At 70.3% G+C, this 24,684-nt stretch carries 27 protein-coding genes; 18 read left to right on the forward strand and 9 right to left on the reverse strand.

The features are described 5' to 3' along the window. The first annotated feature begins 14 nt into the window (after positions 1-14). The 6 genes from AC1RTC_RS00545 (at position 15) to mutM (ending at position 5,126) form a co-directional block, all read left to right on the forward strand. Positions 15-1,193, forward strand: a complete 1,179-nt coding sequence (locus tag AC1RTC_RS00545) for an ABC transporter substrate-binding protein (protein WP_493153500.1) — start codon at positions 15-17, stop codon at positions 1,191-1,193. 66 nt (positions 1,194-1,259) lie between these two features. Next, a complete protein-coding gene (locus AC1RTC_RS00550) occupies positions 1,260-2,579 on the forward strand; it encodes an aspartate aminotransferase family protein (protein WP_493153501.1) in 1,320 nt (439 codons plus the stop codon). A gap of 136 nt (positions 2,580-2,715) precedes the next feature. Next, positions 2,716-3,273, forward strand: coding sequence for a YceD family protein (locus tag AC1RTC_RS00555; protein ID WP_493153502.1), 558 nt, complete (start codon positions 2,716-2,718; stop codon positions 3,271-3,273). An 18-nt stretch (positions 3,274-3,291) separates the two neighbouring features. Next, positions 3,292-3,495: a 50S ribosomal protein L32 gene (rpmF, locus tag AC1RTC_RS00560; protein ID WP_493153503.1), complete on the forward strand. Its 204-nt coding sequence runs from the start codon at positions 3,292-3,294 to the stop codon at positions 3,493-3,495. A gap of 54 nt (positions 3,496-3,549) precedes the next feature. Then, positions 3,550-4,254 carry a ribonuclease III gene (rnc, locus tag AC1RTC_RS00565; protein WP_493153504.1) on the forward strand — a complete coding sequence of 235 codons (705 nt, stop codon included), beginning with the start codon at positions 3,550-3,552 and terminating at the stop codon, positions 4,252-4,254. Positions 4,255-4,256: 2 nt separating this feature from the next. Further along, complete coding sequence (gene mutM, locus AC1RTC_RS00570) at positions 4,257-5,126, forward strand: bifunctional DNA-formamidopyrimidine glycosylase/DNA-(apurinic or apyrimidinic site) lyase (RefSeq protein ID WP_493153505.1); 870 nt, start codon at positions 4,257-4,259, stop codon at positions 5,124-5,126. Between the two features lie 6 nt (positions 5,127-5,132). Here the strand turns inward: mutM and AC1RTC_RS00575 are convergent, their stop codons facing one another. Both AC1RTC_RS00575 and AC1RTC_RS00580 read right to left on the reverse strand, forming a co-directional pair. Next, positions 5,133-6,401, reverse strand: a complete 1,269-nt coding sequence (locus tag AC1RTC_RS00575) for a sensor histidine kinase (protein ID WP_493153506.1) — start codon at positions 6,399-6,401, stop codon at positions 5,133-5,135. After that, entirely contained in the window at positions 6,398-7,072 is a 675-nt protein-coding gene (locus tag AC1RTC_RS00580) for a response regulator transcription factor (protein WP_493153507.1), read from the reverse strand. The genes AC1RTC_RS00575 and AC1RTC_RS00580 overlap by 4 nt, the downstream gene beginning before the upstream one ends. Positions 7,073-7,193: 121 nt before the next feature. On the opposite strand from AC1RTC_RS00580, the gene AC1RTC_RS00585 reads away from it, so the two are divergent. Then, the gene (locus AC1RTC_RS00585) at positions 7,194-7,685 is read left to right on the forward strand and encodes a hypothetical protein (RefSeq protein ID WP_493153508.1); all 492 of its coding nucleotides are present in this window, start codon (positions 7,194-7,196) and stop codon (positions 7,683-7,685) included. A 16-nt stretch (positions 7,686-7,701) separates the two neighbouring features. Here AC1RTC_RS00585 and AC1RTC_RS00590 read toward each other — a convergent pair whose 3' ends face one another. Together AC1RTC_RS00590 and AC1RTC_RS00595 are read right to left on the reverse strand one after the other, a co-directional pair. After that, on the reverse strand, positions 7,702-8,760 hold the full coding sequence (locus AC1RTC_RS00590) for a GNAT family N-acetyltransferase (protein WP_493153509.1): 1,059 nt from the start codon (positions 8,758-8,760) through the stop codon (positions 7,702-7,704). After that, complete coding sequence (locus tag AC1RTC_RS00595) at positions 8,757-9,827, reverse strand: GNAT family N-acetyltransferase (RefSeq protein ID WP_493153510.1); 1,071 nt, start codon at positions 9,825-9,827, stop codon at positions 8,757-8,759. The genes AC1RTC_RS00590 and AC1RTC_RS00595 overlap by 4 nt, the downstream gene beginning before the upstream one ends. A gap of 153 nt (positions 9,828-9,980) precedes the next feature. Here AC1RTC_RS00595 and smc point away from each other — a divergent pair, with 153 nt between their 5' ends. Then, the gene (gene smc / locus AC1RTC_RS00600) at positions 9,981-13,517 is read left to right on the forward strand and encodes a chromosome segregation protein SMC (RefSeq protein ID WP_493153511.1); all 3,537 of its coding nucleotides are present in this window, start codon (positions 9,981-9,983) and stop codon (positions 13,515-13,517) included. A 103-nt stretch (positions 13,518-13,620) separates the two neighbouring features. Continuing rightward, the gene (ftsY, locus tag AC1RTC_RS00605; protein WP_493153512.1) at positions 13,621-14,490 is read left to right on the forward strand and encodes a signal recognition particle-docking protein FtsY; all 870 of its coding nucleotides are present in this window, start codon (positions 13,621-13,623) and stop codon (positions 14,488-14,490) included. Here ftsY and AC1RTC_RS00610 read toward each other — a convergent pair. Further along, on the reverse strand, positions 14,487-14,849 hold the full coding sequence (locus AC1RTC_RS00610; protein WP_493153513.1) for a hypothetical protein: 363 nt from the start codon (positions 14,847-14,849) through the stop codon (positions 14,487-14,489). The two genes, ftsY and AC1RTC_RS00610, sit on opposite strands and share 4 nt — an antisense overlap. Before the next feature lie 17 nt (positions 14,850-14,866). On the opposite strand from AC1RTC_RS00610, the gene AC1RTC_RS00615 reads away from it, so the two are divergent. Beyond that, a complete protein-coding gene (locus AC1RTC_RS00615) occupies positions 14,867-15,181 on the forward strand; it encodes a hypothetical protein (protein ID WP_493153514.1) in 315 nt (104 codons plus the stop codon). On the opposite strand, the gene AC1RTC_RS00620 is transcribed toward AC1RTC_RS00615, so the two are convergent. Further along, positions 15,178-15,717: a gamma carbonic anhydrase family protein gene (locus AC1RTC_RS00620; protein WP_493153515.1), complete on the reverse strand. Its 540-nt coding sequence runs from the start codon at positions 15,715-15,717 to the stop codon at positions 15,178-15,180. The two genes, AC1RTC_RS00615 and AC1RTC_RS00620, sit on opposite strands and share 4 nt — an antisense overlap. A 117-nt stretch (positions 15,718-15,834) precedes the next feature. Between AC1RTC_RS00620 and AC1RTC_RS00625 the strand changes: the two genes are divergently transcribed. From AC1RTC_RS00625 to rimM, 7 genes are all read left to right on the forward strand, one after another. After that, complete coding sequence (locus AC1RTC_RS00625) at positions 15,835-16,431, forward strand: dihydrofolate reductase family protein (protein ID WP_493153516.1); 597 nt, start codon at positions 15,835-15,837, stop codon at positions 16,429-16,431. A 12-nt stretch (positions 16,432-16,443) separates the two neighbouring features. Beyond that, positions 16,444-17,997, forward strand: a complete 1,554-nt coding sequence (gene ffh / locus AC1RTC_RS00630) for a signal recognition particle protein (protein WP_493153517.1) — start codon at positions 16,444-16,446, stop codon at positions 17,995-17,997. Between the two features lie 29 nt (positions 17,998-18,026). Further along, on the forward strand, positions 18,027-18,803 hold the full coding sequence (locus tag AC1RTC_RS00635) for an LLM class F420-dependent oxidoreductase (protein ID WP_493153518.1): 777 nt from the start codon (positions 18,027-18,029) through the stop codon (positions 18,801-18,803). Positions 18,804-18,879: 76 nt separating this feature from the next. Beyond that, on the forward strand, positions 18,880-19,815 hold the full coding sequence (locus AC1RTC_RS00640) for a DMT family transporter (RefSeq protein WP_493153519.1): 936 nt from the start codon (positions 18,880-18,882) through the stop codon (positions 19,813-19,815). A gap of 143 nt (positions 19,816-19,958) precedes the next feature. Further along, positions 19,959-20,492: a 30S ribosomal protein S16 gene (gene rpsP, locus AC1RTC_RS00645; protein WP_493153520.1), complete on the forward strand. Its 534-nt coding sequence runs from the start codon at positions 19,959-19,961 to the stop codon at positions 20,490-20,492. 2 nt (positions 20,493-20,494) lie between these two features. After that, positions 20,495-20,731 (forward strand): RNA-binding protein, encoded by a 237-nt coding sequence (locus AC1RTC_RS00650; protein WP_493153521.1) that lies wholly within the window; start codon positions 20,495-20,497, stop codon positions 20,729-20,731. 3 nt (positions 20,732-20,734) lie between these two features. Then, positions 20,735-21,376, forward strand: a complete 642-nt coding sequence (gene rimM / locus AC1RTC_RS00655) for a ribosome maturation factor RimM (protein ID WP_493153522.1) — start codon at positions 20,735-20,737, stop codon at positions 21,374-21,376. Between the two features lie 54 nt (positions 21,377-21,430). On the opposite strand, the gene AC1RTC_RS00660 is transcribed toward rimM, so the two are convergent. Beyond that, positions 21,431-22,309, reverse strand: coding sequence for a hypothetical protein (locus AC1RTC_RS00660; protein ID WP_493153523.1), 879 nt, complete (start codon positions 22,307-22,309; stop codon positions 21,431-21,433). 242 nt (positions 22,310-22,551) lie between these two features. Between AC1RTC_RS00660 and trmD the strand changes: the two genes are divergently transcribed. Beyond that, positions 22,552-23,229 (forward strand): tRNA (guanosine(37)-N1)-methyltransferase TrmD, encoded by a 678-nt coding sequence (trmD, locus tag AC1RTC_RS00665; protein ID WP_493153524.1) that lies wholly within the window; start codon positions 22,552-22,554, stop codon positions 23,227-23,229. Positions 23,230-23,271: 42 nt separating this feature from the next. Here the strand turns inward: trmD and map are convergent, their stop codons facing one another. Together map and AC1RTC_RS00675 are read right to left on the reverse strand one after the other, a co-directional pair. Next, a complete protein-coding gene (gene map, locus AC1RTC_RS00670) occupies positions 23,272-24,045 on the reverse strand; it encodes a type I methionyl aminopeptidase (protein ID WP_493153525.1) in 774 nt (257 codons plus the stop codon). Continuing rightward, positions 24,042-24,677 carry a TetR/AcrR family transcriptional regulator gene (locus AC1RTC_RS00675; RefSeq protein WP_493153526.1) on the reverse strand — a complete coding sequence of 212 codons (636 nt, stop codon included), beginning with the start codon at positions 24,675-24,677 and terminating at the stop codon, positions 24,042-24,044. The genes map and AC1RTC_RS00675 overlap by 4 nt, the downstream gene beginning before the upstream one ends. Positions 24,678-24,684: the final 7 nt, after the last annotated feature.

Raw genomic sequence — 24,684 nt, forward strand, 5'->3', positions numbered from 1 at the left:
ACGAAAGGAACAGCATGAGACACAGCACTCGTCCTTCTTTGCGACGCTCCCTCACCGTGGCATCCGTCGCGGCCATCTCGGCTATCGCGCTCGCCGCGTGCGCCGCACCGGCCGCCGACCCGGGCACGGACACCGGCGACTTCACGCCGATCACCGATATCAAGCTGCAGCTGCAGTGGCTGCCTCAGGCGCAGTTCGCGGGCTACTACGTGGCGCTCGACCAGGGCTACTTCCAGGACGAGGGCTTCGACAACGTCGACATCGTCCCGTCGGGCGGCGACATCGTGCCGCAGGACGCGCTCGTGGCCGGCGACGTCGACTTCGCCGTGGCGTGGGTCCCGAAGGTGCTCGGCACCCTCGAGGCGACCGGTGCCGAGCTCACCGACATCGCGCAGGTCTACCAGAAGTCGGGCACCCTGCAGGTGTCGTTCAAGGACACGGGCGTGGCATCCGTCGCCGACTTCGAGGGCAAGCGCATCGGCTCGTGGGGCTTCGGCAACGAGTGGGAGATCTTCGCGGCCATGGCCGCGGAGAACCTCGACTCCACGTCGGTCTCCATCACCACGCAGGACTTCTCGATGAACGCCCTCCTCGACGGCGACGTCGACGCCGCGCAGGCGATGACGTACAACGAGTGGGCGCAGATCCTCGAGGTCGTGAACCCGGCGACGGGCAAGCTCTACACGCCCGAGGACTTCGACGTCGTCTCCTACGAGGACACCGACGGTGCGATGCTCCAAGACGCGCTGTGGGCCGACACGAAGCGCCTGGAGGACCCGGCGTACGCCGATGCGGCGGTCCGCTTCCTCAAGGCCGTCACGAAGGGCTGGATCTTCGCGCGGGACAACCCCGAGAAGGCCGCCGACATCACGTACAACGCCGCGATCAACGCCGAGGCCGCCTTCCCGGTCGGCCCCGTCCACCAGCTGTGGCAGATGAACGAGGTCAACAAGCTCATCTGGGCGGGCGGGCCGTTCGGCCTCGTGGACAAGGCGGCGTGGGACAAGACCGTCAAGGGCGCCCTCGCGGCCGTCAACCAGGACGGCCTCAACCTCATCACGGCCGAGCCCGCGGACTCCGCGTACTCGAACACCTACATCCAGAAGGCTCTCGACGAGCTCAAGGCCGACGGTGTGACGGTTGACGGCGCGTACACGCCGATCGACGTGACCCTCACTGAGGGCGGCCAGTAGGCAGTTGGTTATACAGTGAGCGGGGTCGGCCCGGGCCGGCCCCGCTCCATCTCGTAAGGAACAGCAATGACTTCAGAAGACGGCCAGCTCGCGTACGACCTCGACCGGGCGCACGTGTTCCACTCCTGGTCGGCGCAGGGCGCGCTCACCCCGTTCGTGATCGCCGGCGGCGCCGGCAGCGAGGTGTGGGACTACGACGGCAAGCACTACCTCGACTTCTCGAGCCAGCTCGTCAACACCAACCTCGGGCACCAGCACCCGGCCATCATCGGGGCGATCAAGGCGCAGGCCGACGTGCTCGCGACCGTCGCTCCCGCCCACGCGAACCTCGCGCGCGGCGAGGCGGCCAAGCGCATCATCTCCAAGGCGGGCGGCCCGTTCGGCAAGGTGTTCTTCACCAACGGCGGTGCGGACGCCAACGAGAATGCGATCCGGATGGCACGGCTCACGACCGGCCGCGACAAGGTGCTCTCCACCTACCGCAGCTACCACGGCAACACGGGCGGGGCGATCGTCGCGACAGGCGACTGGCGCCGCCAGCCGAACGAGTACGCGCGCGGGCACGCGCACTTCTTCGGCCCGTTCCTCTACCGCTCCGAGTTCTGGGCATCGTCGCCCGAGCAGGAGACGGAGCGCGCCCTGCAGCACCTCGAGCGGGTCATCCAGTCGGAGGGCTCGACCGGCATCGCGGCGATCCTCCTCGAGACGGTCCCCGGTACGGCGGGCGTGCTCGTGCCGCCGCCCGGCTACCTCCACGGCGTGCGCGCACTGTGCGACAAGTACGGCATCGTGCTGATCTTCGACGAGGTCATGTGCGGCTTCGGCCGCACGGGGGAGTGGTTCGCCTGGCAGGGCATCGACGGCGGCGTCACGCCCGACCTCGTCACCTTCGCGAAGGGCGTCAACTCGGGCTACGTGCCGGCGGGCGGCGTGCTCATCTCGGAGTCCATCGCTAACGTGTTCGAGTCGCAGGTCTTCCCCGGCGGGCTCACCTACTCGGGCCACCCGCTCGCGATGGCGTCGATCGTGGGCTCGATCGACGCGATGACGGACGAGAAGGTCGTCGAGAACGCCAAGTCCATCGGCACCGACCACCTGGCTCCCGGCCTCGCGGAACTGGCCGACAAGCACCAGCTGATCGGCGACGTGCGCGGCCTCGGCGTCTTCTGGGCGCTCGACCTGGTCGACGACCGCGAGTCGCGCCAGCCGGTCTCGGGCGGCGTCATCCTGCAGCTCAAGAAGGCGCTCATGGACCGCGGGCTGCTGCCGTTCGCGGCCGACAACCGCATCCACGTCGTGCCGCCGTGCATCGTGACGCCCGACGAGGTCGCCCAGGCCCTCGCGATCTACGACGAGGCGTTCACGGAGGTCGAGGCCGCGCTCTAGCTGACGCGGTGAGATCCGACGATCGTCGCTCCCGGGGCCGTCCCGAGCGACGATCGCCGGATCTCACGCTAGGCGAGCGGGCGGAACGTTCCCCGCCCCGGGCGTCGGCCCGCGCCAGCGCGTAAGCTTGTTGCTCGTGTCACACCACATCCAGACCCCCTACAGCATCCCGGTCTACGACCTCATGCACCGCCCGGGGGAGATGCGCGAGAAGTCGCTCGACGTCGCCGAGCCCGAGGGCTTCGGCAACGCGGTGATCGGCGTCCGCCAGGGCACGAACGTGCACGTGGATGCCCGGCTCGAGTCGCTCCACGACGGCATTCTCGCGTCCGTCGGCGTCGAAACTGTGGCCGAGGGCGAGTGCGTCCGATGCCTGATCGATGTGAAGGTGCCGGTCGAGGTCGAATTCCAGGAGCTTTTCGCGTATTCTTTCGACGAAGCTTTTGACTACATGGTTCACGACGATCACGTCGACCTGGAACCCGTGGTCAGGGATGCGGTGGTCTTGTCACTACCGTTCCAACCGGTCTGTCAGGAAGATTGCCTCGGCCTGTGCCCAGAGTGCGGGGTGCGGCTTCTGGACAACCCGGGTCACGAGCATGAGGCTCCCGTCGATTCACGGTGGGCGGCCCTGTCGAAGTTGGCAGAACAGCCCGGGCTCGAAGGCCTGAACGACGAAAACACCAAGTCTTAACACAGAGAAGAGATAGCCATGGCAGTTCCCAAGCGCAAGATGTCGCGGGCCTCCACCCGCATGCGCCGCGCCCAGTGGAAGGCTGACGCCCCCACCCTCGTCAAGACGATCGAGAACGGCAAGACCACCTACAGCCTCCCGCACCGCGCGAAGGTCGTTGAGGACTCCGCCGGCACGCCCCTGTACCTGGAGTACAAGGGCCGCAAGGTCGCCGACGTTTAGCTCATGGGTTCGCCTGCCGGGCGATACCGAGTAAATCCTCTATCGAGGTAGTGCATGAGTGGCGACGAAGCTGAGCGCGCCGGGTCCGGTCTGACAGACGTGCTCGGTGTCTCCATCGACCCCGAATTGCTGGAGCTGGCCCTCACCCACCGCTCCTACGCCTACGAGCACGGCGGTCTCGCCCACAATGAGCGACTCGAGTTCCTCGGCGACTCGATCCTCGGGCAGGCCGTCACGGTCATGCTCTACCGCGACAACCCGACCCTCGACGAGGGCGAGCTCGCCAAGCGCCGCGCGAGCCTGGTCTCGAGTGTCGCGCTCTCCGAGGTTGCGCGCGCGATCGGACTCGGCGCCCACGTTCGGCTCGGCAAGGGCGAGGAGCTCACCGGCGGCCGCGACAAGTCATCGATCCTGGCGGACACCGTCGAGGCGATCATCGGCGCCGCCTACCTCTCCCTCGGCGGCGAGAAGGCCACGGCCCTCGTGCTGCGCCTCATCGTCCCGCTGATGGACAACCCCGAGCGCTTCGGCGCCGCGATGGACCCGAAGACGAGCCTGCAGGAGCTCGCCGCCCGCCTCGGCCGGGGACTGCCGAACTACCAGGTCACCGACAGCGGGCCTGACCACTCCAAGCGCTTCCACGCGACCGTGCTGCTCGGAAAGGTCGAGATCGCCACCGGCACCGGGTCGAGCAAGAAGCAGGCCGAGATGGCCGCGGCCCTCGACGCCTGGACGCAGCTCTCCGCCACCCTGGTCTAGCCGTGCCCGAGCTGCCCGAAGTCGAGGTGGTGCGCGCCGGCCTCGAACCGGCGGTCACCGGGGCGACTGTCGAATCCGTCGCGGTCTACGACGAGCGCTCGCTGCGCCGTCATCCCGGACCCAGCGAGGACTTCGTCGACAGGCTTACAGGGCGCGGGATGCTCGCGCCAGAGCGCCGCGGAAAGTTCATGTGGATCCCGCTCGACGGGGGCCAGGAGGCGCTCGTCCTGCACCTCGGCATGAGCGGACAGGTGCTGCTGCGCGACCGGGCCACGGACGACCTGCGCACCCGCATTCGGCTCGAGCTCGTGCATCCCGAGCACGGTGCTCTTCGCCTGAACTTCGTCGACCAGCGCATCTTCGGCTCGATGGCCATCGACACCCTCGTGCAGACGAAGGACCACCCGCTGCAGCTCGTGCCGACCGCGGTCGCCCACATCGCGCGCGACCCGCTCGACGAGCGGTTCGACGACGCGGCGTTCCTGACGCGGCTCGCGAAGAAGAGCACGACGATCAAGCGGGCGCTGCTCGACCAGACGCTGATCAGCGGCATCGGCAACATCTATGCGGACGAGTCGCTGTGGGCGGCGAAGATCCACTACGAGCAGCCGACGGCGACGCTGTCACGCCCGCGCGCGAAGGTGCTGCTCGCGGAGGTGCGGGCCGTGCTCGCGAAGGCGCTCGCCGAGGGCGGCACGAGCTTCGACGAGCAGTACCTCAACGTCAACGGGCAGTCGGGCTACTTCGCGCACTCGCTCAACGCGTACGGGCAGCAGGGCGAGCCGTGCCCGCGCTGCGGCCGGCCGATCGTGCGCGAGCAGTTCATGAACCGCGGCTCGCACTTCTGCCCGTGGTGCCAGCGCCTGCGGTGATGACGGTCAAGCGGACGCCGTGAACAGCTCCACGGTGAACACCGCTCCACCCGTCGCCCCGTTCTCCGCGCGCATCGTGCCGCCCATCCGCCCCACGAGTCGCGCCGCTATCGACAGGCCGAGACCCGTGCCCACGGCCCTCACCTCGCGGTAGCGCGCGTGCAGCGCTCCCCGCTCGAACGCGACGGCGAGATCGGCGGGGTCGATGCCGGGCCCGTCGTCCGCTACCGAGATCGCGGTGGGGGAGACGTGGAGGGCGACCGTCGAGGCTCCCGACCTGAGGGCGTTCTCGACGAGCCCATCGAGAACCTGGCGCAGGCGGCGGGCATCCGTGTGGGCCGTGCCGGCGCCCGTGGTCACGACGGTGCCCGTGCTGGCCCACGCCAGGGCGACCTTCTCGGCGAGGGCAGCCAGGTCGACATCGGCGAGGGCGATGCTGAAGTCGTCGGCCTCGAGGCGCGCGAGCTCGAGCAGGTCGCGCACGAAGGCGTCGAGCCGCTCGGTCTCGGCAACGAGGGTGCGGCCGACGGATGCCGGGTCCTGAACAATCCCGTCGGCGAGGGCCTCGGCATACCCGCGCACCGCGGTCAGCGGTGTGCGCAGTTCGTGGGAGATGGAGAGCAGGAACTCGCGCTGCCGCCCCTCCGAGGTCACGAGCGCGGTGTCGAGCGCCGAGAGGGCAGCGGCGACGTCCGCGATCTCGGTGGTCGTGGTGGCGGGCACCGCGACTCCGCGCTCGCCTGACGCCAGCCTGCGGGCCGCCGCCGCAGTATCCGCGAGGGGGCGGGAGAGCCTGCGGGCGAGAAGCGTGCCGCCGAGAACCGCGACCGCGAGCCCGATCCCGAGTGCGATCAGGATGCGGGTCGTGGCCCTGCCGAGAGCGCGCTCGACGGTTGTCGACGGCTCGACGAGCACGACGGCGCCGTCCGCCGTGGGGCGGGCCTCGATGAGCACGCCGCGCCGCGAGGTCGAGACGCTCTCGCCCGCAGCGAGCCGCGCGAGGATCACCCTGTCGACGTACTCCGCCGCCGCCCCGGTCGCGGTCCCGTCGACCACCACCGCCGTGAGGGTGCCGTCCAGGGCGTTGTTGACGAGAGCGCCGTCGACGAGGCCCGGTCGCTGCGCGAGCACATCGGCCTGAGCGGCGAGCTGGTCGCGGGCCTCGTCGTTGAGCGACGAGCGCACGAGCTGCAGCGAGATGAGGCCGGTGATGAGCACGGCGATCACCGAGACGGCCACGGTCACGATCGTCGCCCGGGCGCGCAGCGACCTCATGATGCCGTGTACCCGACGCCGCGCACCGTGCGGATGGGGCTCGCCTCGCCGAGCTTCGCGCGCACCTGGGCGACGTGCACGTCGACGGTACGGCCGCCGCCGTAGTCCACGTGGCCCCACACGGTGCTGAGCAGCTGCTCGCGCGAGAAGACCTGTCCGGGCGCCGACATGAGCTTGGCGAGCAGATCGAACTCTGTCGTGGTGAGCTGGGCGTCCCGGCCGTCGACGACGACGGTGCGCCGGGCCCGGTCCAGGGTCACGGAGCCGACGGTCAGCGGAGGTGTCGCCGCAGGGCCGTCCTGCCTCCGCAGGATGCCCTTGATGCGCGCGATGAGCTCGCGCGGCGAGAACGGCTTGGTGAGATAGTCGTCGGCGCCGAGCTCGAGGCCCAGCACGCGGTCGACCTCCTCGTCGCGCGCGGTGACGAAGATCACGGGGGTCCAGTCGTCGGCGGCGCGCAGCGCGCGGCAGAGCTCGATGCCGTCCATCCCGGGCAGCCCGACATCGAGCACGACCGCGACCGGGTGCAGCCTGCGGACCGCCGCGAGACCAGAAACCCCGTCCCGCTCGACGTGCACCCCGAATCCGGCCTCGGAGAGGTAGAGCCGCTGGATGTCCGCGATCGAGGGCTCGTCCTCCACGACGACAACGAGACCGCGCCCTTCGACCATGTGCCCATTCAAGTGCATCTGTTCCTGCCCGGGCGCGCAGGTTTACACGCCTCGAACATTCGCCGCACGCGCCTCGAACACTGCCCGCGCATCGTGGTCTCACCAACCGAAAGGAACGATCATGAAACTCCGCATCATCGCCACTACCGTCATCACCGCAGCACTGCTCTCCACGGGTGCGGTCGCCGCCTCCGCGGCCCCCACGAGCGGCGCGGATGCCTCATCCGACTGCCAGTTCGGAGAGCACCTGCTGCACGCCTGGCTGCGCCTGCCGGCGGGCCTCCGCGGTGACCTCTCCTCGCTGCGCGGCCTCGACCCCGCCGACCGGAAGGACGAGGCGAAGCAGATCCGCGACGGGGCACTCTCGGGCGAGTACGGGCCGGGCGTGCAGGCAGGAGCCCAGAAGCTGCGCGCGCACCGCCTGTCGGTGATCTCGCAGCTGCCGGCCGAGCTCACGAGCGACCTCGTCGAGCTGCGCAACGCCGACCAGTCCGAGCGGCCCGCCCTGGCGAAGGACATCGCCGAGACCGCCCTCGACGGCGGCTACGGCCCGAAGGCGCAGGCGACAGCCGAGCGCATCCAGGCCAGCGACGCGTGGCAGAACTGCCGCTGACCGAGGTCGGCCCTGCTCACACCCGCTTCTCCCACACCGCCTCGTACACGAACGGCACGAATCCGATCGCCTCGTTGACGTCGAGCATCGGCCGGTTCTCCTCGGCATTGAACGTGATGACCGAGGAGTGCCCGGCGTGCTCGCGCTCGAGCAGCTCGAGGTTCGCGAGCTTGGCGAGCATCCCGAGGCGGTGGCCGCGGTGCTCCCGGAGCACGAGGGTGTCCTGCTGGTGCACGGCGAGGGCGGTGTCCGGGGGCACCGAGAGCTCGCTGAAGGCGACGAGCCGCCCCGACTCGACGTGCTCGACCACGGAGGTCAGCATCGCCGTCCCGGTCTTGGCGCGCAGGTCGTCGAGGGCGCGCACCCGGTCCGCGTCCCACACCTCGGGCGTGACCTCGAGGGCGGCGGCCGGGGCGTCCGTGCTCATGCGCGAGTGCAGGTGGGCGAGGTCGTCGAGCCGGGCATCCGGAATCGCCCCTGTCCACGCCTCGGTGCGATAAGCGGGCCCGGATGCCTCGGCCGCAGCCCCGAGCGCGCCCGCGGCGTCGAACGGCAGCGGCAGCAGGCTGCCGCGCGCGACCTGCCCGAGCGCGTACCCGTGCCGGAGCGCGAACCGGGCGGAGGCGTTGTCCGCCGGCACCGACCCGAACCCGGTGGGGGAGTGGAGCTGCTCGCCCTCGGAGGGGATCGCCATCGACTCGGTCTCGAAGACCGTGCGACCGGCGTCGCGCGCGGCCGACTCCACGGCCTCGAGCAGCGCCGCGCCGATCCCCCGCCCGCGGAACTCGGCGAGAACCTCGGGCCGCAGGCGCGCGACGCGCGACCCCTCCTCGATGGGCAGGGTGAGAACGCCGCGGCCCACGATGTGCCCGTCGACCCGCGCGACGAACAGCACCTGCGGGGAGTACGGGTCCTGCCAGTGCGGCAGGAGGTCCTGCGGCGTCGGCGAGATCTCGGCGAGGCCCGAGGTCTCCGCCTCGATCGCGTTGCGCACGGCGACCATCTCGACGAAGTCCGCGCCGCCCGGCTCGTCGAGGGTGCCGGGGATGGTCATCCGCTCGATCGTGAAGCTCACCGCAGGTCCTTCCGCCAGGCGCTCTCGTTGGCGATCGCCACGAAGCCGACGGCCTCGTTCACGTCGAGCATGTGCCGGTTCTCCTCGGCGTTGAAGGTCATGACCGAGGGATGCCCCGGCCGCTGCTGCGCGAGGTGCGCGAGGTTGCCCACCTTCAGCAGCATGCCGAGCTTGTGGCCGCGGTGCTCCCGGAGCACGATCGTGGCGTACTGGTCGACGGCGCGGTGCAGCTGCGGCGGCACGGAGAGCACCGTGTAGCCGACGAGGTGGCCGGTGGGAACGTGCTCGACGGCGGCGACGTGGCGCACCCGGGGGCTCTCCCGGGCGGCGCGCTCGTCCGACTCGATGACGCGCTCGACGGTCCAGACGTCCTCGGGCTCCTCGAGGCCGGCCGTCGGGGCGTCCGTGCTCATGCGGGTGCCGAGGTTGGCGATATCGGCCCGCCACTGCTCCGGTGTGCTCCCGTGCCAGGTGTGCAGGCGGTAGTCCGCGCCGGAGCGCTCCTGCGCGGCCGCCAGCAGCCCGTCGAGCCCCTCGACGGGCAGCGCGAGCCGGCTGAGCCGCTCGACCTGCTCGAAGGTGTAGCCGCGCTTCTGCAGGAACCGCACGCCGTCGCCGCCGGCGACGATCGAGCCGAAGCCCGTCGGGGAGGGGAGGCGCTCGCCGGGGCCCTCGGCGATCGGCGCGTAGAGGACCACCTTCGCCTTGCCCTCCTCGCGGGCGATGCCCTCCACGGCGTCGGCCAGCGCCGTGCCGATCCCGCGGCGGCGGAACTCGGGGAGCACGTTGACGGCCAGCCACGAGGTGTCCGCGTCCTCTCCGACCGTCGTCTCGTGCGTGCCGCGCGCGACGATCTGTCCCTCGACGCGGGCCACGACGATCCGGGTGGGCTCGTGCGGGTTGTGGACGATGGCGAGCTCCTCGTCGGGCTCGTACGCGAGGTCGGGCGTGCCGTAGCCGAGCGCCTCGACCTCGTTGCTCACCTCGATCGCGCGGATGAAGTCGGCTCCGCCGGGGCCGTCGAGCGTGTCGGGGATCGTCAGTTCGTCGATCGTGAAGGCGGGCATGGTGATGCTCCTCGTGGGAATCCGGTGCCGCCGGTTGAGCAGCCGACCAGACTACAACGGCGCCCGACGGTGTCAACCGATCGTGACGGAACCGTGAGGTGCGGCCGTCGGGTACCTTAGAGCGATCATCCCCCTGCACGGAAAGGCTGCGCCTTGTACCTGAAGAGCCTGACCCTGAAGGGGTTCAAGTCCTTCGCGCAGCCGACCACTTTCGCCTTCGAGCAGGGCGTCACGTGCGTCGTCGGCCCGAACGGCTCGGGCAAGTCCAACGTCGTGGACGCCCTCGCCTGGGTCATGGGCGAGCAGGGCGCGAAGACCCTCCGCGGCGGCAAGATGGAGGACGTCATCTTCGCCGGCACCGCGACGAAGGGCCCGCTCGGCCGTGCAGAGGTCATCCTCACCATCGACAACGCCGACGGCGCGCTGCCCATCGAGTACTCCGAGGTCACGATCTCCCGCACGCTGTTCCGCAACGGCGGCAGCGAGTACGCGATCAACGGCGACCAGTGCCGGCTCCTCGACGTGCAGGAGCTGCTGAGCGACTCCGGCCTCGGGCGCGAGATGCACGTGATCGTCGGCCAGGGCCAGCTCGACGCCGTGCTGCACGCCAGCCCCGAGGACCGCCGCGGGTTCATCGAGGAGGCGGCGGGCATCCTGAAGCACCGCCGTCGCAAGGAGAAGACGCTCCGCAAGCTCGACGCGATGCAGGCCAACCTCACGCGCCTCTCCGACCTCGCGGGGGAGATCCGCCGCCAGCTCAAGCCGCTCGGCCAGCAGGCGGAGATCGCCAAGGAGGCCGCCTCCATCGCCTCGATAGTCCGGGATGCCCGCGCGCGACTCCTCGCGGACGAGGTTGTCGAGCTCCGCGCCGCCATCACCGACTTCAGCCGCAGCGAGTCCGAGCGCAAGACCGAGCGCATCGTGCTGCAGGAGCAGCTCGACCAGAACAAGCTGCGGGAGGGCCGCCTCGAGCAGGCCCAGGTCGGCGACGCCGTCGACCTCGCGCGCCGCACGGCGTTCGGCCTCGAGTCCGCGCAGGAGCGCCTGCGCAACCTCTACACGCTCGCCAACCAGCGCCTCGCGCTCCTCGGGCAGCAGGGCGACGGCCCCAGCGTCGGCTCCACGATCAGCCAGGCCTCCGTGCAGGAGGCCCGCGACGAGGCAGACCGCCTCGCCGCCGGAGTGGCCGAGGCCGAGGAGGCCGTCGGCACCGCCGCCGCCGCGACCGCCACCGCGAAGGCGTCCCTCGACTCCCTCGACGAGGAGATCTCCGCGCAGAGCGCCCTGGTGTCCCGCCACGAGCTCGAGCTCGCGGGGCTCGCCTCCCGCGTCGACGTCGCTCAGTCCAAGCTCGCGGCCGCTCGCGGCGAGCTCCTGCGCCAGCAGAACGCGCTCGAGCAGGCGGAGCAGCGGCGGGATGCCACGCGCACCGAGTTCGTCGCCCTCGAGGCGGTCGCCGCCACGGGCGAGGAGGGCGACGGGTCGCTCGACGCCGCGTACGAGGCCTCCGAGGCCGTGGTCGCGGGACTGCAGGCCGAGATCGAGCAGCTGCGGGACGACCTCCACGCTGCCGAGCGCGAGCGGGATGCGCTCGCCGCCCGCAATTCGGCCCTCTCGCTCGCTGTGGATCAGAAGGACGGCTCGAGCGCTCTCGTGGGCGCGAAGCTCGCCGGCATCCGGGGCCTCGTCGCCGAGCACCTGAAGATCGAGCCGGGGTTCGAGGCCGCGATCGCCGCAGCGCTCGGGTCGCTGGCGGACGCGGTGCTCGCCGACTCGGCATCGTCGGCGTTCGACGCGCTCGCCGAGTCCGCCGCGAAGGACTTCGGCCGCGTCGAGGTCGTCGTGGCCGACGGCACTGCCCCCGCGACGAAGAAGGTCGACGGCGTGCGTGCCGCGTCCGACGTCGTGACCGCCCCCGGCGGGGTGCTCGGGCTGCTCGCGGGCGTCTACATCGCGGAGGACCTCGATGCCGCCCGCGCCGCCTACAAGGCGATCGGCGACGCGACATTCGTCACCCGGCAGGGCGACGTGCTGACGCAGTTCGTGCTGCGCGGCGGCTCCGGCGCCAAGCGCTCGCGGGTCGAGCTGGTCGCCGAGCGCGATGCCGCCGCCGCCAAGCTCGCGACCGTGACCACGCAGATCGAGCGCACCAAGTTCGCCCTCGCCGAGAAGCGCGGCGCGCTGGAGACGGCGAAGGAGGAGGCCGCGACGGCCCTCGCCGCGCTGCGCGAGTACGACGCCGCCCTCGCCGCACAGTCGGAGCAGCTCTCGCGGTTCCGCATCCAGCTCGAGGCCGCGCAGGCGGAGTGGGAGCGGCTCTCCGCGACGCTCGGCACCACGGCCGAGAACGTGCGCGAGGCCGAGGTGGCGGTCGAGAAGGCCAAGACGGACCGGGAGGCGTTCGAGTCGGCGCCGAAGCCGATGCTCGACGCCTCCGCCCGCGACGGCGTTCTCGCCGAGGTCGAGGCGGCACGGGCCGCCGAGCTCGAGCTGCGCATCCAGCTGGAGACCATCCGCGAGCGGGTGCGGGCCGAGCGCGCGCGAGCCGAGTCCCTCGCCGAGCAGCTCATCGCCGAGCGCGAGGCGGCGGAGGAGCAGGCGCGGCTGACCGTCATCCGCCAGCGCCAGGTCGCCGCCGCGAACCAGGTGATCGCCGCGCTGCCCGCCGTGCTCGACTCGGTGGACAGGTCGGTGTCGGAGGCGCGCGTGCGCCTCGCCGCCCGCGAGAGCGAGCGCAGCCAGCAGAACGAGGAGCTCGCCACCCTCCGCCGCGAGGAGAGCTCGCTGCGCGAGCGGCTCTTCGCGATCAGCGAGAACGTGCACGGCCTCGAGATGCAGATCTACGAGAAGAAGCTGCACCTGTCGACGCTCCTCGAGCGCGCGGGCGAGGAGCTCGGCCTCGTGGAGGACGTGCTCGTGGCGGAGTACGGGCCCGAGGTGCCGGTGCCGGACGAGAGCGGGTCGAGTAGCGCGCCAGAAGATGCCGGTGTCGATGCGCCGCAGGCCGCTGCTCACCCCGCCAAGCCGTTCGTCCGCATCGAGCAGCAGGCCCGCCTCGCCGCCGCCGAGCGCAAGCTCGCCCAGCTCGGCCGGGTCAACCCGCTGGCGCTCGAGGAGTTCGAGGCGCTCGAGCAGCGGCACAAGTTCCTCACCGAGCAGCTCACCGACCTCACGAACACCCGCAAGGACCTGCTGACGATCATCGAGGAGATCGACGAGAAGATGCAGGACATCTTCGGCAGCGCCTTCGAGGACACGAAGGCGGCGTTCAACCAGGTATTCCCGATCCTGTTCCCGGGCGGCACCGGCAGCATCCACCTCACCGACCCGGAGAACATGCTCACGACCGGCATCGAGGTCACCGTGAAGCCGGCGGGAAAGAAGATCGAGCGGCTCAGCCTGCTGTCGGGCGGTGAGCGCTCCCTCGCGGCGGTCGCCCTGCTCATCGCGATCTTCAAGGCTCGCCCCAGTCCGTTCTACATCATGGACGAGGTGGAGGCCGCGCTCGACGACGCCAACCTGGGGCGCCTGCTCACGATCTTCGAGGACCTGCGCCAGACGAGCCAGCTCATCGTCATCACCCACCAGAAGCGCACGATGGAGATCGCCGACGCCCTCTACGGCGTGAGCATGCGCGCGGACGGAATCAGCGCCGTGGTGGGCCAGCGCGTCGCGACCCCGGCGGGTTGAGTAGCGCGCTCTGGCGCGCGTATCGAAACCGAGTGGGAAACCGAAACGCGGTTTCGATACGCGCTGGCGCGCTACTCAACCCGCCTGTGGGTAGCCTGTCTGAATGGCACCCAGCTGGTCTCTCTCCTCCGCCCTGAAGGGCATGTTCTCCCGCGCCACCATCGACGAGAGCACGTGGGAGGACCTCGAGGACGCCCTCCTCTCGGCAGACTTCGGCCCGGATATCACGGACTCCGTGGTCGCGGAACTGCGCGCCAACGTGGCCAAGTACCGCACCACCGATCCCGCCGACCTGCGCCGGATGCTCCGCGAGACGCTGGAGGAGCGCCTCGCGCGCCTAGACCCGACGCTGCACCTGTCGAACCGGCCGGCCGTCGTGCTCGTCGTCGGCGTGAACGGCGTCGGCAAGACGACGACGATCGGCAAGTTCGCCAAGTTCCTCACCGGCTACGGCCGCACCGTCGTGGTGGGGGCCGCAGACACCTTCCGCGCCGCCGCCGTCGAGCAGCTGGCGACCTGGGCGGAGCGCGGGGGAGCCGCGATCGTCAAGCCGCAGCAGCAGGGCCAGGACCCGGCATCCGTCGCCTTCCAGACCGTGGAGCGCGCCCAGCGCGAGGGCATCGAGATCGTCCTCATCGACACCGCGGGCCGGCTCCAGACCAAGAGCGGGCTCATGGACGAGCTGGGGAAGATCCGCCGCGTGCTCGAGAAGCAGGTCGAGATCGCGGAAGTGCTGCTCGTCCTCGACGCGACCACCGGCCAGAACGGCCTCTCGCAGGCCGAGGCGTTCATCGAGAGCGCCGGCGTGACCGGGCTGGTGCTCACGAAGCTCGACGGCTCTGCCAAGGGCGGCTTCGTGCTCGCGGTGCAGGAGCGCACGGGCATCCCGATCAAGCTCGTCGGCCAGGGCGAGGGCATCGGCGACCTCACGGGATTCACCCCGCACGTGTTCGTGCAGGGCCTCGTCGGCTAGCGCGGCCGCAGGGTCGCCGGCATCGGGAACGGAAGCGGGTAGTAGACCTGGTCGGCGTTGATGTCGCCGAAGTCGTCCCGCTTCGCGATGATCCGCGCGGGGGAGACCTCGGCGAGGCGCACGCGCAGCCACTCGCCCGACTCGAGCTTCAGCTCGTAGATGTCGGCGAGGTAGCCGATCCCGATCTCCTCGAGCGCCTCCTCCGCGTCGAGCCAGTCCAGCACCCCGCTGCGCCGCCGGCCGAGCAGGTCGATGACGACGAAGCCGTCGCCCTCCGGCTGCATCCAGCCGAGAAGCTCGCGGTCGCCGGGGCGGCGGTGCTCGATCCAGTCGGGATGTGCAGACAGCGGGGTTGCCATGCCGCTACGGTATCGACATGACGACCCCGACTGCGACCGCCCAGCCCGCTCGCGGGGTCATCCCGCTCATCGCCGCGATCATCGCGGCGCTCCTCGTTCCGGTGAGCTTCATACTCGGCGTCTCGGCGGCCCTCACGGGCAGCGGCTCCGGGTCGGTGCTGTTCCAGGTGCTCTTCGTGGTGGGACTGCTGCTCGGCCTCGCGGCGATCGTCATCGCCATCGTGCGCCTGGCGAAGGGTGCGCCGAAGAGCCTTCCGATCGCGACCATCATCGTGGCGCTCCTGCCCTTCGCGGGGGTTCTCGCCCTCTACCTGGCCAACCTCGCGGCCTAGGCGGCCGGGCTCGTCCCGTTCGTCGCGGCGCCCCGGTGCACCTCGGCGTACTCGAGGTAGCGGGCGGCATTCTCCCGGATGCCCGCGCGCTCCTCGTCCGTGAGCTCGCGCCGCACCTTCGCGGGCACCCCGGCGACCAGTGACCCCGGCGGCACCACCGTGCCCTCGAGCACTACCGCTCCCGCCGCCACGAGGGAGCCCGCGCCGATCACCGCGAGGTTGAGCACCGTGGCGCCCATGCCGATCAGCACGCCGTCCTCGACGGTGCAGCCGTGCAGCACCGCGGCGTGGCCGACGCTCACGTTCGCGCCGATGGTCGTCGGTCTGCCGGCGTCGCAGTGCACGACGACGTTGTCCTGGAGGTTCGAGCCCTCGCCGACCGAGATCGCGTCGACGTCCGCGCGCAGTACCGCGCCGTAGAACACGCTGGCGCGCTCGCCGAGGGTGACCGAGCCGACGAGCGTCGCGTTCGGAGCAACCCACGCGGAGGCGGGAACGGACGGGGTGCTGCCCGCGATCGGGACGATGAGTGCCATGCGCTCCACGGTAAGCGACCTCGTCGCGTTCTGACCGTTTCTGTCGGATTCGGCCCGGCCCGTTCGTTGAGTGAGTGAAGGCCGCCCAGCGGGGGCGCCGACGACAGGAGACCGGCAATGAGACTCACCACCATCACCCAGCTCACCCTTGACGGAGTGACCCAGGCCAACGGCGGCGCCAGTGAGGAGGACCGCAGGGGCGGCTTCGACCGTGGCGGCTGGGCGCTCGGCGCGGGCGACGACTCGACTCGCGAGCACATCGCCGCGACCTACCAGCGCGCCGACGCCTTCCTGTTCGGCCGCCGCACCTACGACCTGTTCTTCGAGTCCTGGGGAACTCTGGAGGAGCTCCGGGAGCACCCCGTGGCGGCGGCGCTGAACTCGAAGCCGAAGCACGTTGCATCCCGGACGCTCGTCGCCCCGGCCTGGGCGGGCACGACAGTCCTCGGCGCCGACCTCCTGGCGGCAGTGACGGCCCTCAAGGCGAGCGGCGACGGCGAGCTGCAGGTGCACGGCAGCAGCCGCCTCATTCAGTGGCTTCTGGAGCACGGGCTCGTCGACCAGATGGAGCTCATGGTCGTACCCGTCGTGCTGGGCCAGGGCCGGCGGCTGTTCGCCGACAACGGCCCGCGCATCGCGATGAGCCTCGTTGACTCGAGGACCGATTCCCAAGGGGTGACGATTCAGACATTCCGGACCGCCGACCGCGGTTAAACTGAGTGCACCATGGCACTCTTCGGAAACCTCACGGATCGTCTCGCCGATACGTTCAAGAACCTGCGCGGCAAGGGCAAGCTCAGCCCCGCTGACGTGGACGGCACCGTTCGCGAGATCCGCCGGGCGCTGCTCGACGCGGACGTCGCCCTCGAAGTGGTCAAGGAGTTCACGGGCCGCGTTCGCGAGCGGGCCCTCGGCGACGAGGTGTCCAAGGCGCTCAACCCCGCGCAGCAGGTGGTCCAGATCGTCAACGACGAGCTCATCACCATCCTCGGCGGGGAGGCCCGCCGCATCCAGTTCGCCAAGAACCCGCCGACCGTCATCATGCTCGCCGGCCTCCAGGGCGCCGGTAAGACGACGCTCGCGGGCAAGCTCGCGAAGTGGCTCAAGGCCGAGGGCCACACGCCGATGCTCGTCGCGGCCGACCTCCAGCGGCCCAACGCCGTCACCCAGCTGCAGGTGGTGGGGGAGCAGGCCGGAGTGGCAGTCTTCGCCCCCGAGCCCGGCAACGGCAAGGGCGACCCGGTGCGCGTCGCGAAGGACGCGGTGAAGGAGGCCACGCGCAAGCAGTTCGACGTGGTCATCGTCGACACCGCCGGTCGCCTCGGCGTTGACGCCGAGCTCATGAAGCAGGCGGCGAACATCCGCAAGGCCGTCGACCCCGACGAGGTGCTGTTCGTCATCGACGCCATGATCGGCCAGGACGCCGTGACGACGGCCCGCGCCTTCCAGGAGGGCGTGGACTTCACCGGCGTGGTGCTCTCGAAGCTCGACGGCGACGCCCGCGGTGGCGCGGCCCTCTCGGTGGCCTCCGTCACCGGCCGCCCGATCATGTTCGCCTCCACGGGCGAGGGCCTCGACGACTTCGAGCCGTTCCACCCCGACCGCATGGCGAGCCGCATCCTCGACCTCGGCGACATCCTGACCCTCATCGAGCAGGCCCAGAAGAACTTCGACGAGGAGGAGTCGCGCAAGGTCGCCGAGAAGTTCGCGACCGACACCTTCACCCTCGAGGACTTCCTCGCGCAGATGCAGCAGCTCAAGAACATGGGCTCGATCAAGAACATGCTCGGGATGCTCCCCGGCGCGAAGGGCATGCGCCAGCAGCTCGACAACTTCGACGAGTCGGAGATCACCCGCACCGAGGCGATCATCCAGTCGATGACCATCCAGGAGCGCCGGGTGCCGAAGGTGCTCAACGGCTCGCGCCGGGTGCGCATCGCCAAGGGCTCCGGCACGACGGTCACCGAGGTCAATGCGCTCGTCAACCGCTTCGAGCAGGCGGCGAAGATGATGAAGACCGTCGCGCGCGGCGGCACCCCGCAGATCCCCGGGATGGGGCCGATCCCCGGCCAGAAGTTCGGCGCCGCGAAGGTGCAGCCGAAGAAGAAGGGCTCGAAGTCGGGCAACCCCGCCAAGCGCGCCGCGGAGAACGCGGCGCTCGCGGCCGGGGAGTCCCTCAAGCCCGCCGCCGCTGCCGGCTCGGGGTTCGGCCTGGGCTCCAAGCCCGGCGGACCCTCCGAGGAAGAGCTCGCGTCGCTGCAGAAGTTCCTCGGGCGGTAGTTCCCTCGCGAGCGGGGTAGCGTGAAGTTATGACATCACGACCCGTCCGCCTGGGTGTCCAGGTCCAGCCCCAGCACGCCGACTATCCGAAGATCCGCGACACGGTTCGCGAGCTCGAGCAGCTCGGCGTCGACATCCTCTTCAACTGGGACCACTTCTTTCCGCTCAGCGGCGAGCCCGACGGCCTGCACTTCGAGGCCTGGACCGAGCTCGCCTCGTGGGCCGAGCTCACCAGCCGCGTCGAGTTCGGCACGCTCGTCAACTGCAACAGCTACCGCAACCCCGACCTGCAGGCCGACATGGCCCGCACCCTCGACCACATCAGCGGTGGGCGCTTCATCTTCGGCACGGGCTCGGGATGGTTCGAGCGCGACTACGACGAGTACGGCTACGAGTTCGGCACGGCGGGCCAGCGGCTGGATGCCCTCGCCGCAGCCATGCCCCGCATCGAGGCGCGCTGGGCGAAGCTGAACCCTCCGCCCACGCGGAAGATCCCCGTGCTCATCGGCGGCGGCGGGGAGAAGAAGACCCTCCGCATCGTCGCGCAGCACGCGGACATCTGGCACAGCTTCACCGCGCCCGACGACCTGCAGCGCAAGCTCGACATCCTCGCCGAGCACGGCGCCGCGGTGGGCCGCGACGTCAGCCAGATCGAGATCTCGAACGAGCTCCGCAACCGCGACGAGGCGTATGCCGACCAGCTTCGCGAGCTCGGCGTGACCCTGTTCACCCTCGGCATCACCGGTCCCGAGTACGACCTCGCGCCGGTGAAGCGCTGGCTCGCGTGGCGGGACGCGCAGAACTAGCCATACTTTCGGCGGCTTTCGGCCATCGTGCCCGGCATCGGGCCCGATGGTCGGACGCCGTCGCTAGCGTGGGCACGTGACCCAGAACCGAACTGCCCCCAGCGCTCTCGCGCCCACCCCGCTCGTCTTCATCGCCATCGGGGTCACGATCGTCGCGTGGGCGAGCGCCTTCATCGTGATCCGGGGCACCGGCCAGTACTTCACGGGCGGCGCGCTCGCGCTCGGCCGCCTCGTCGTCGGCACCGCCCTGCTGGGCATCGTCGTGCTCCTCGGCCGCAAGTGGGTTGCGCCGAACCGCCGGGAGTGGCTGCAGATCATCGGCTTCGGCGCGCTGTGGTTCGGCGCCTACAACGTGGCGCTCAACACCGCGGAGCAGACGCTCGATGCGGGCACCACGGCGATGATCGTGAACATCGGCCCCATCCTCATCGCCCTGGGCGCCGGCGTGTTCCTGCGCGAGGGCATCCCGAAGTGGCTCGCGATCGGCGCGGGCGTCGCGTTCCTGGGCGTCGTCCTCATCGGCTTCGGCACGGGCACCACGGGCTTCGGCAACGGCGTCGGTGTCGTACTCGCACTTGTCGCCGCCGTGACCTACGCGGCCGGCGTGCTGCTGCAGAAGCCCGCGCTCAAGCGGCTGCCCAACGCGCAGGTCACCTGGCTCGGCTGTGCCATCGGCATGGTGGTGTGCCTCCCGTTCGCCGGCGAGTTGGCGACAGGGCTGCGGGATGCACCGGCGCAGGGCATCCTGGGCATGCTCTATCTGGGTGCCGTCCCGACCGCGCTCGCGTTCAGCACCTGGGCCTACGCGCTCTCGCGCATGCCCGCCGGACAGCTCGGGGTCTCCACCTACATCGTGCCGCCGCTGGCGATCATCATGGGCGTTCTCGTGTTCCAGGAGGTGCCCGCGGTACTGGCCGTCGTGGGCGGCGCGGTGTGCCTCGTGGGCGTCGCGCTCTCCCGCCGGCGCCCCCGGATTGCCCAGCCCGCCGAAACCGATTCTCTGTCTGCCTAGAAACATGGCAGAATAGCCAGTCGAGTCCGTTCGCGCCGACCCTCTAATCTGCCGCGACGGAATCCACCAGAGCTTTTGTGCCGAGTGTGCCCCCACGCTCACGGCTAGCGGTTCGCCACCAAAACATTGAATTCAGGAGAATTGTGGCTGTCAAGATTCGTCTCAAGCGCATGGGCAAGATCCGTGCACCCTTCTACCGCATCGTCGTTGCTGACGCTCGCGCCAAGCGCGACGGCCGCTCGATCGAGGAGATCGGCAAGTACCACCCGACGGAGGAGCCCTCGTTCATCGAGATCAACTCCGAGCGCGCGCAGTACTGGCTCGGCGTCGGCGCCCAGCCGAGCCCGCAGGTCGAGGCCCTCCTCAAGCTCACGGGCGACTGGGGCATCTTCAAGGGCGACAAGAACGCCAAGAGCACGGTGAAGACCAAGGAAGCCAAGGTCGAGTTCCAGGCTGACGAGAAGAAGAAGCCGGTCCTCAAGCCCAAGACGGAGAAGCCCGTCGCGAAGGTCGACGAGGCTCCGGCCGAGGCGCCCGTTGACGAGGCGCCCGTCGCCGAGGACGTCGTCTCGGACGGCGCTGCCGCCGAAGCCCCCGACGCCGAGGCTGCCGCTGAGGCGCCGGTCGGCGACGACGCAGCTGCTGACGACGCCGCTGCCGACACCGACAAGGCCTAGTCTTGCTCGCTCCTGCACTCGAGCACCTGGTCAAGGGGATCGTCGATCACCCTGACCAGGTTCAGGTCGTGGCAAAGAACTCCCAGCGCGGCGATGTCCTCGAGGTGCGCGTGCACCCCGAGGACCTCGGCCGCGTGATCGGTCGCGCGGGTCGCACCGCGAAGGCGCTCCGCACTCTGGTCTCGGCCCTCGCCGACGGCCGCAAGGTGCGCGTCGACGTGGTCGACACCGACTACTAGACCTTGGCCGGGCCAAAGGCTCCTCAGCCCGCCCACACGCAGCTGCGCGTGGGACGGCTGACCAAGGCGCACGGACTCAAGGGCGCGATCAAGGTCGAGCTCTATACCGACGCACCCGAGAAGCGGTTCATCCCGGGCGCGACGTTCTCGCTGCAGGTTCCGACGAGCTCGGAGTGGCACGGCAAGAAGCTCGAGCTCCTCGAGCTGAAGTTCTACAACGCCCAGCCGGTCGCGTTCTTCAAGGACGTCAACGACCGGACCGCGGCGGAGACCCTCATCAAGGCGATCCTCTGGATCGACCAGGACTTCGACCAGGAGTCCGATGAGGAGGACGCCTGGTTCGACCACCAGCTCGTCGGCCTGCGCGTGCTCCGCGACGGCGCCGAGGTCGGCACCGTCTCGCAGATCGACCACTTCCCGGCGCAGGACCTGCTGACGGTCGCGACGAGCACGGGCGACGTTCTGGTTCCGTTCGTGAAGGCGATCGTGGCATCCGTCGACATCTCGGCCGGCACGATGACGGTCACCCCGCCGCTGGGCCTCTTCGAAGAGGTCGCGGAGGACGACGAGCCCGCCGCCGCTGCCCCCGCCGCGCCTGCTCCTCCCGCCCCCGCCCCTCCCGCTGCGGAGGACGGCACGCCGTAGTCGTGCCGCACGGCGCGGGTTTTCCGGCGCGCCGTCCTCCCGAACGGACGGCGTTCAGCGCGCCAGCCCCGCCCGGCGGTGCGCCGCGCTCCATCGGTGCTCACCGCGCGCGACAAGTCCCCGCACGGCCAGCTCGACGAGCTCCCACTCGTGGACGACATGTGGGTACCCGACGCGGATGACGACGTAGCCCAAGCGCACGAGCGCGAGGTCCCGCGACCGGTCCCTGATGAAGGCGTCCGCTCCTTCGTGCCATTCCTTCCCGTCGGCTTCGACGACGATCCGGTCTCCGATCACCATGTCCACGTTCCCGACGCCGGGAATGCGCACCTGGGTTCGCACGGGCAGTCCCATGGGCACGAAGCGAACACGGCAGAAGGTCTCGAGCCCTGACTCGCTGCGAGAATCTGCCTCGTCAGGCACAGTCTGGAACCGCGGCGGAAGGGTGCGCACCAGCCTCGACAGTGCAGCTTTCGACAGCGTCCCGGTGTTGAGTGCCGAGTCGATCACGGCCAGCGCGTCCTCCCGCTCGCAGCAGAGCAGCATCTGCCGCACGAGGTCGACCACCGGCTCAACGACGAACGGATGCCGCGCCCACGAGTCCGACTGCCAGTGCCGAACGGCGTCCGGCGGATGCTCGCCCGCGCGGCCGGCGTGCCGCGGGACCGCAACGTGCAGCCGTTCGTCCTCCCTGGGCGTCCAGAGCCGGTGGAGCCGCGCGGCGGAGATGCAGGCCACCCGGCCGCCCATCTCCACGGCGCGAATGACCTCGCCCGGTGCATCCGGCAGCGCCACCCAGCCCTTTCTCAGCCGGACCAGGGTGCCGCGGCGCAGAGCCGAGCTGATGTCGCCGGGGGTGGCGCCGGCTGAGGTGAGTGCTGCGGTGCGCGCGGCGCCACCCAGGCGGCGCGCGGTGAGTAGTGGATCTGTCATGGGCAGAATGGTCCCTGCGGGATGTGCCGGCCGTGGGCGTTGAGCCCCACTCTGTGCGGTAGTTCCCTGAGCTCTCGTTGCGGAGGATGACACGCCGGCCCTGCCGGGGACGGCCGCAGTCCGGCGGCGCGCCGTCCTCCGCCGCACGCGACGGGGGCGTGCGCGGGCGGGGCGTGCGGGCGGCGGGGCGTGCGCGGGGCGGCGCGTGCGCGGGGCGGGGCACTCGCCCGTACGCTGGTCAGGTGCGCATCGACATCGTCACGATCTTCCCTGAGTTCTTCGGCGTGCTCGATGTCTCCCTGCTCGGCAAGGCACGGCAGGCGGGCATCATCGACGTCGCAGTGCACGACCTGCGCGACTTCACCCGTGACCGGCACCGCACCGTGGATGACACCCCCTACGGCGGCGGTGCGGGCATGGTCATGCGCCCGGAGCCGTGGGGCGAGGCGCTCGACTCCGTCGTCACGCCCGAGTCGGTAGTCGTGTTCCCGTCACCGGCGGGGGAGCGGTTCACCCAGGCGACCGCGCGGGAGCTCGCGCTCGAGCCGCACCTCGTCTTCGGCTGCGGCCGCTACGAGGGCATCGACCAGCGGGTCATCGACCACGCGGCATCCGTCGCCCGGGTCCGCGAGATCAGCCTGGGAGACTACGTGCTCAACGGGGGAGAGGTCGCCGTGATGGCGATGATCGAGGCCGTCGGACGCCTCGTGCCCGGGGTTATCGGCAACGCCGCGAGCCTCGACGAGGAGAGTCACGAGGGCGGGCTTCTCGAGTACCCGAGCTACACCAAGCCCGCCGAGTGGCGCGGGCTCGAGGTGCCGCCGGTGCTGCTCAGCGGCAACCACGGCGCGATCGCCGCGTGGCGCCGCGAGCAGCAGCTCGAGCGCACGCGCCTGCGCCGCCCCGACCTGCTGTCCTAGGCGGGCCGAGGAGGCCGCCCGCGGTCGTGTCGAAGCCCCTGCTCAACTACCCTTGCGCGCGCTCAGAACGAGCGGGCCGTCTTCCGTCACCGCGACGGTGTGCTCAAAATGAGCCGCGCGCGAGCCGTCGGCGCTGCGGAGCGTCCAGCCGTCCTTGTCCGTGTAGATGCGGTCGGTGCCGATCATGAACCACGGCTCGATCGCGAAGACCAGGCCGGCGCGCAGCGGGAGTCCGCGCCCGGGACGGCCGTCGTTGGGGATGTGCGGGTCGCCGTGCATGGTGCGGCCCACGCCGTGGCCGCCGAAGTCGGTGTTGACGCTGTATCCAGCTGCGTGGGCGACCTCGCCGATCGCCGCCGAGATGTCGCCGATGCGGTTGCCCACGACCGCGGCGGCAATACCGGCATCGAGCGCGCGGGAGGTCGTGTCGATGAGCAGCAGGTCTTCCTCCCGTGGAGTGCCGACCACGAAGCTGATGGCGGAGTCCGCGACCCAGCCGTCCACGGAGGCCGCGAAGTCGAGGGTGAGCAGGTCGCCGTCGCGCAGGCGGTAGTCGTGCGGGAGGCCGTGCAGTGCTGCGTCGTTCACCGACGTGCAGATCACTTTGCCGAACGGGGAGGCGCCGAACGACGGGTGGTAGTCGATGTAGCAGCTCTCGGCGCCCGCCTTGCGGATCATGTCGTGCGCGAGGCGGTCGATCTCGAGCAGGTTCGTGCCGACGGCGGATGCCGCGGCGGTCGCCTCGAGCACGCCCGCGACGAACGTGCCGGCGGCGTGCATCCGGTCGATCTCGGCGGGGGTGCGCAGCTCGATCATGAGGCGAGGGCCTCGTGCTTGCCCATGTACTCGAACACGATGGTGCGCAGTTTCTCGATGAAGCGCTCGTCGCCCTGGCGCTCGTAGAGGAAGGCGCGGTGCAGGAGGGCATCCGCGATCTCGACGATGATCTCGAGGTCGAGAGAGAGCTCGGCGGAGGGCACGAGCCCGTACTTGCGGGTGAACAGGTCCATGAACTGCTTCGAGAGCACGGAGTTGTTCGACTGGTCGGGCTGGATGAAGCGCTTGTCGATGACGTCGCCGAAGCCGAGAGCGCGGAAGCCCGGCTCGGTGCGCAGCAGGTGGACGTAGCCGTCGATGGCGGCGTTCATCGCGTCCATCCAGCCCTCTGGCTGCTCCGACAGAGCCCCGAAGATGTCGTTCGTGAACCTCTCCATGTTGCGGGAGGCGAGTGCGCGCAGAAGCGACTGGATGTTGGGGAAGTAGCGGTAGACCACGCCCACCGAGGAGCCTGAGCGCGTGGCAACGTCGCTCGTGGTGAGGCCGTCGATGCCGTTCTGGTCGATCAGGTCCGCCGCTGCGTCGAGAAGGCTCGTGATGCGCTCCGCGGAGCGCTGCTGCACCGGCTCGGTGCGGACGGTTGCCGGCACGAAGTCGGTTGTGTCGTTCATGGTGTAC

Source organism: Rhodoglobus sp. GW821-FHT12B09, from assembly GCF_058809925.1.

Excerpts from the sequence above, each read along its gene's own strand:
- rnc (WP_493153504.1), top strand. The coding sequence starts at position 3,550 with ATGAGTGGCGACGAAGCTGAGCGCGCCGGGTCCGGTCTGACAGACGTG.
- AC1RTC_RS00615 (WP_493153514.1), top strand. The coding sequence starts at position 14,867 with ATGACGACCCCGACTGCGACCGCCCAGCCCGCTCGCGGGGTCATCCCG.
- AC1RTC_RS00635 (WP_493153518.1), top strand. The coding sequence starts at position 18,027 with ATGACATCACGACCCGTCCGCCTGGGTGTCCAGGTCCAGCCCCAGCAC.
- AC1RTC_RS00620 (WP_493153515.1), bottom strand. The coding sequence starts at position 15,717 with ATGGCACTCATCGTCCCGATCGCGGGCAGCACCCCGTCCGTTCCCGCC.
- AC1RTC_RS00580 (WP_493153507.1), bottom strand. The coding sequence starts at position 7,072 with ATGGTCGAAGGGCGCGGTCTCGTTGTCGTCGTGGAGGACGAGCCCTCG.
- AC1RTC_RS00595 (WP_493153510.1), bottom strand. The coding sequence starts at position 9,827 with ATGCCCGCCTTCACGATCGACGAACTGACGATCCCCGACACGCTCGAC.
- AC1RTC_RS00545 (WP_493153500.1), top strand. The coding sequence starts at position 15 with ATGAGACACAGCACTCGTCCTTCTTTGCGACGCTCCCTCACCGTGGCA.
- ffh (WP_493153517.1), top strand. The coding sequence starts at position 16,444 with ATGGCACTCTTCGGAAACCTCACGGATCGTCTCGCCGATACGTTCAAG.
- AC1RTC_RS00575 (WP_493153506.1), bottom strand. The coding sequence starts at position 6,401 with ATGAGGTCGCTGCGCGCCCGGGCGACGATCGTGACCGTGGCCGTCTCG.
- AC1RTC_RS00660 (WP_493153523.1), bottom strand. The coding sequence starts at position 22,309 with ATGACAGATCCACTACTCACCGCGCGCCGCCTGGGTGGCGCCGCGCGC.
- ftsY (WP_493153512.1), top strand. The coding sequence starts at position 13,621 with ATGGCACCCAGCTGGTCTCTCTCCTCCGCCCTGAAGGGCATGTTCTCC.
- AC1RTC_RS00675 (WP_493153526.1), bottom strand. The coding sequence starts at position 24,677 with ATGAACGACACAACCGACTTCGTGCCGGCAACCGTCCGCACCGAGCCG.
- AC1RTC_RS00550 (WP_493153501.1), top strand. The coding sequence starts at position 1,260 with ATGACTTCAGAAGACGGCCAGCTCGCGTACGACCTCGACCGGGCGCAC.
- map (WP_493153525.1), bottom strand. The coding sequence starts at position 24,045 with ATGATCGAGCTGCGCACCCCCGCCGAGATCGACCGGATGCACGCCGCC.
- AC1RTC_RS00610 (WP_493153513.1), bottom strand. The coding sequence starts at position 14,849 with ATGGCAACCCCGCTGTCTGCACATCCCGACTGGATCGAGCACCGCCGC.
- rpmF (WP_493153503.1), top strand. The coding sequence starts at position 3,292 with ATGGCAGTTCCCAAGCGCAAGATGTCGCGGGCCTCCACCCGCATGCGC.
- AC1RTC_RS00585 (WP_493153508.1), top strand. The coding sequence starts at position 7,194 with ATGAAACTCCGCATCATCGCCACTACCGTCATCACCGCAGCACTGCTC.
- AC1RTC_RS00625 (WP_493153516.1), top strand. The coding sequence starts at position 15,835 with ATGAGACTCACCACCATCACCCAGCTCACCCTTGACGGAGTGACCCAG.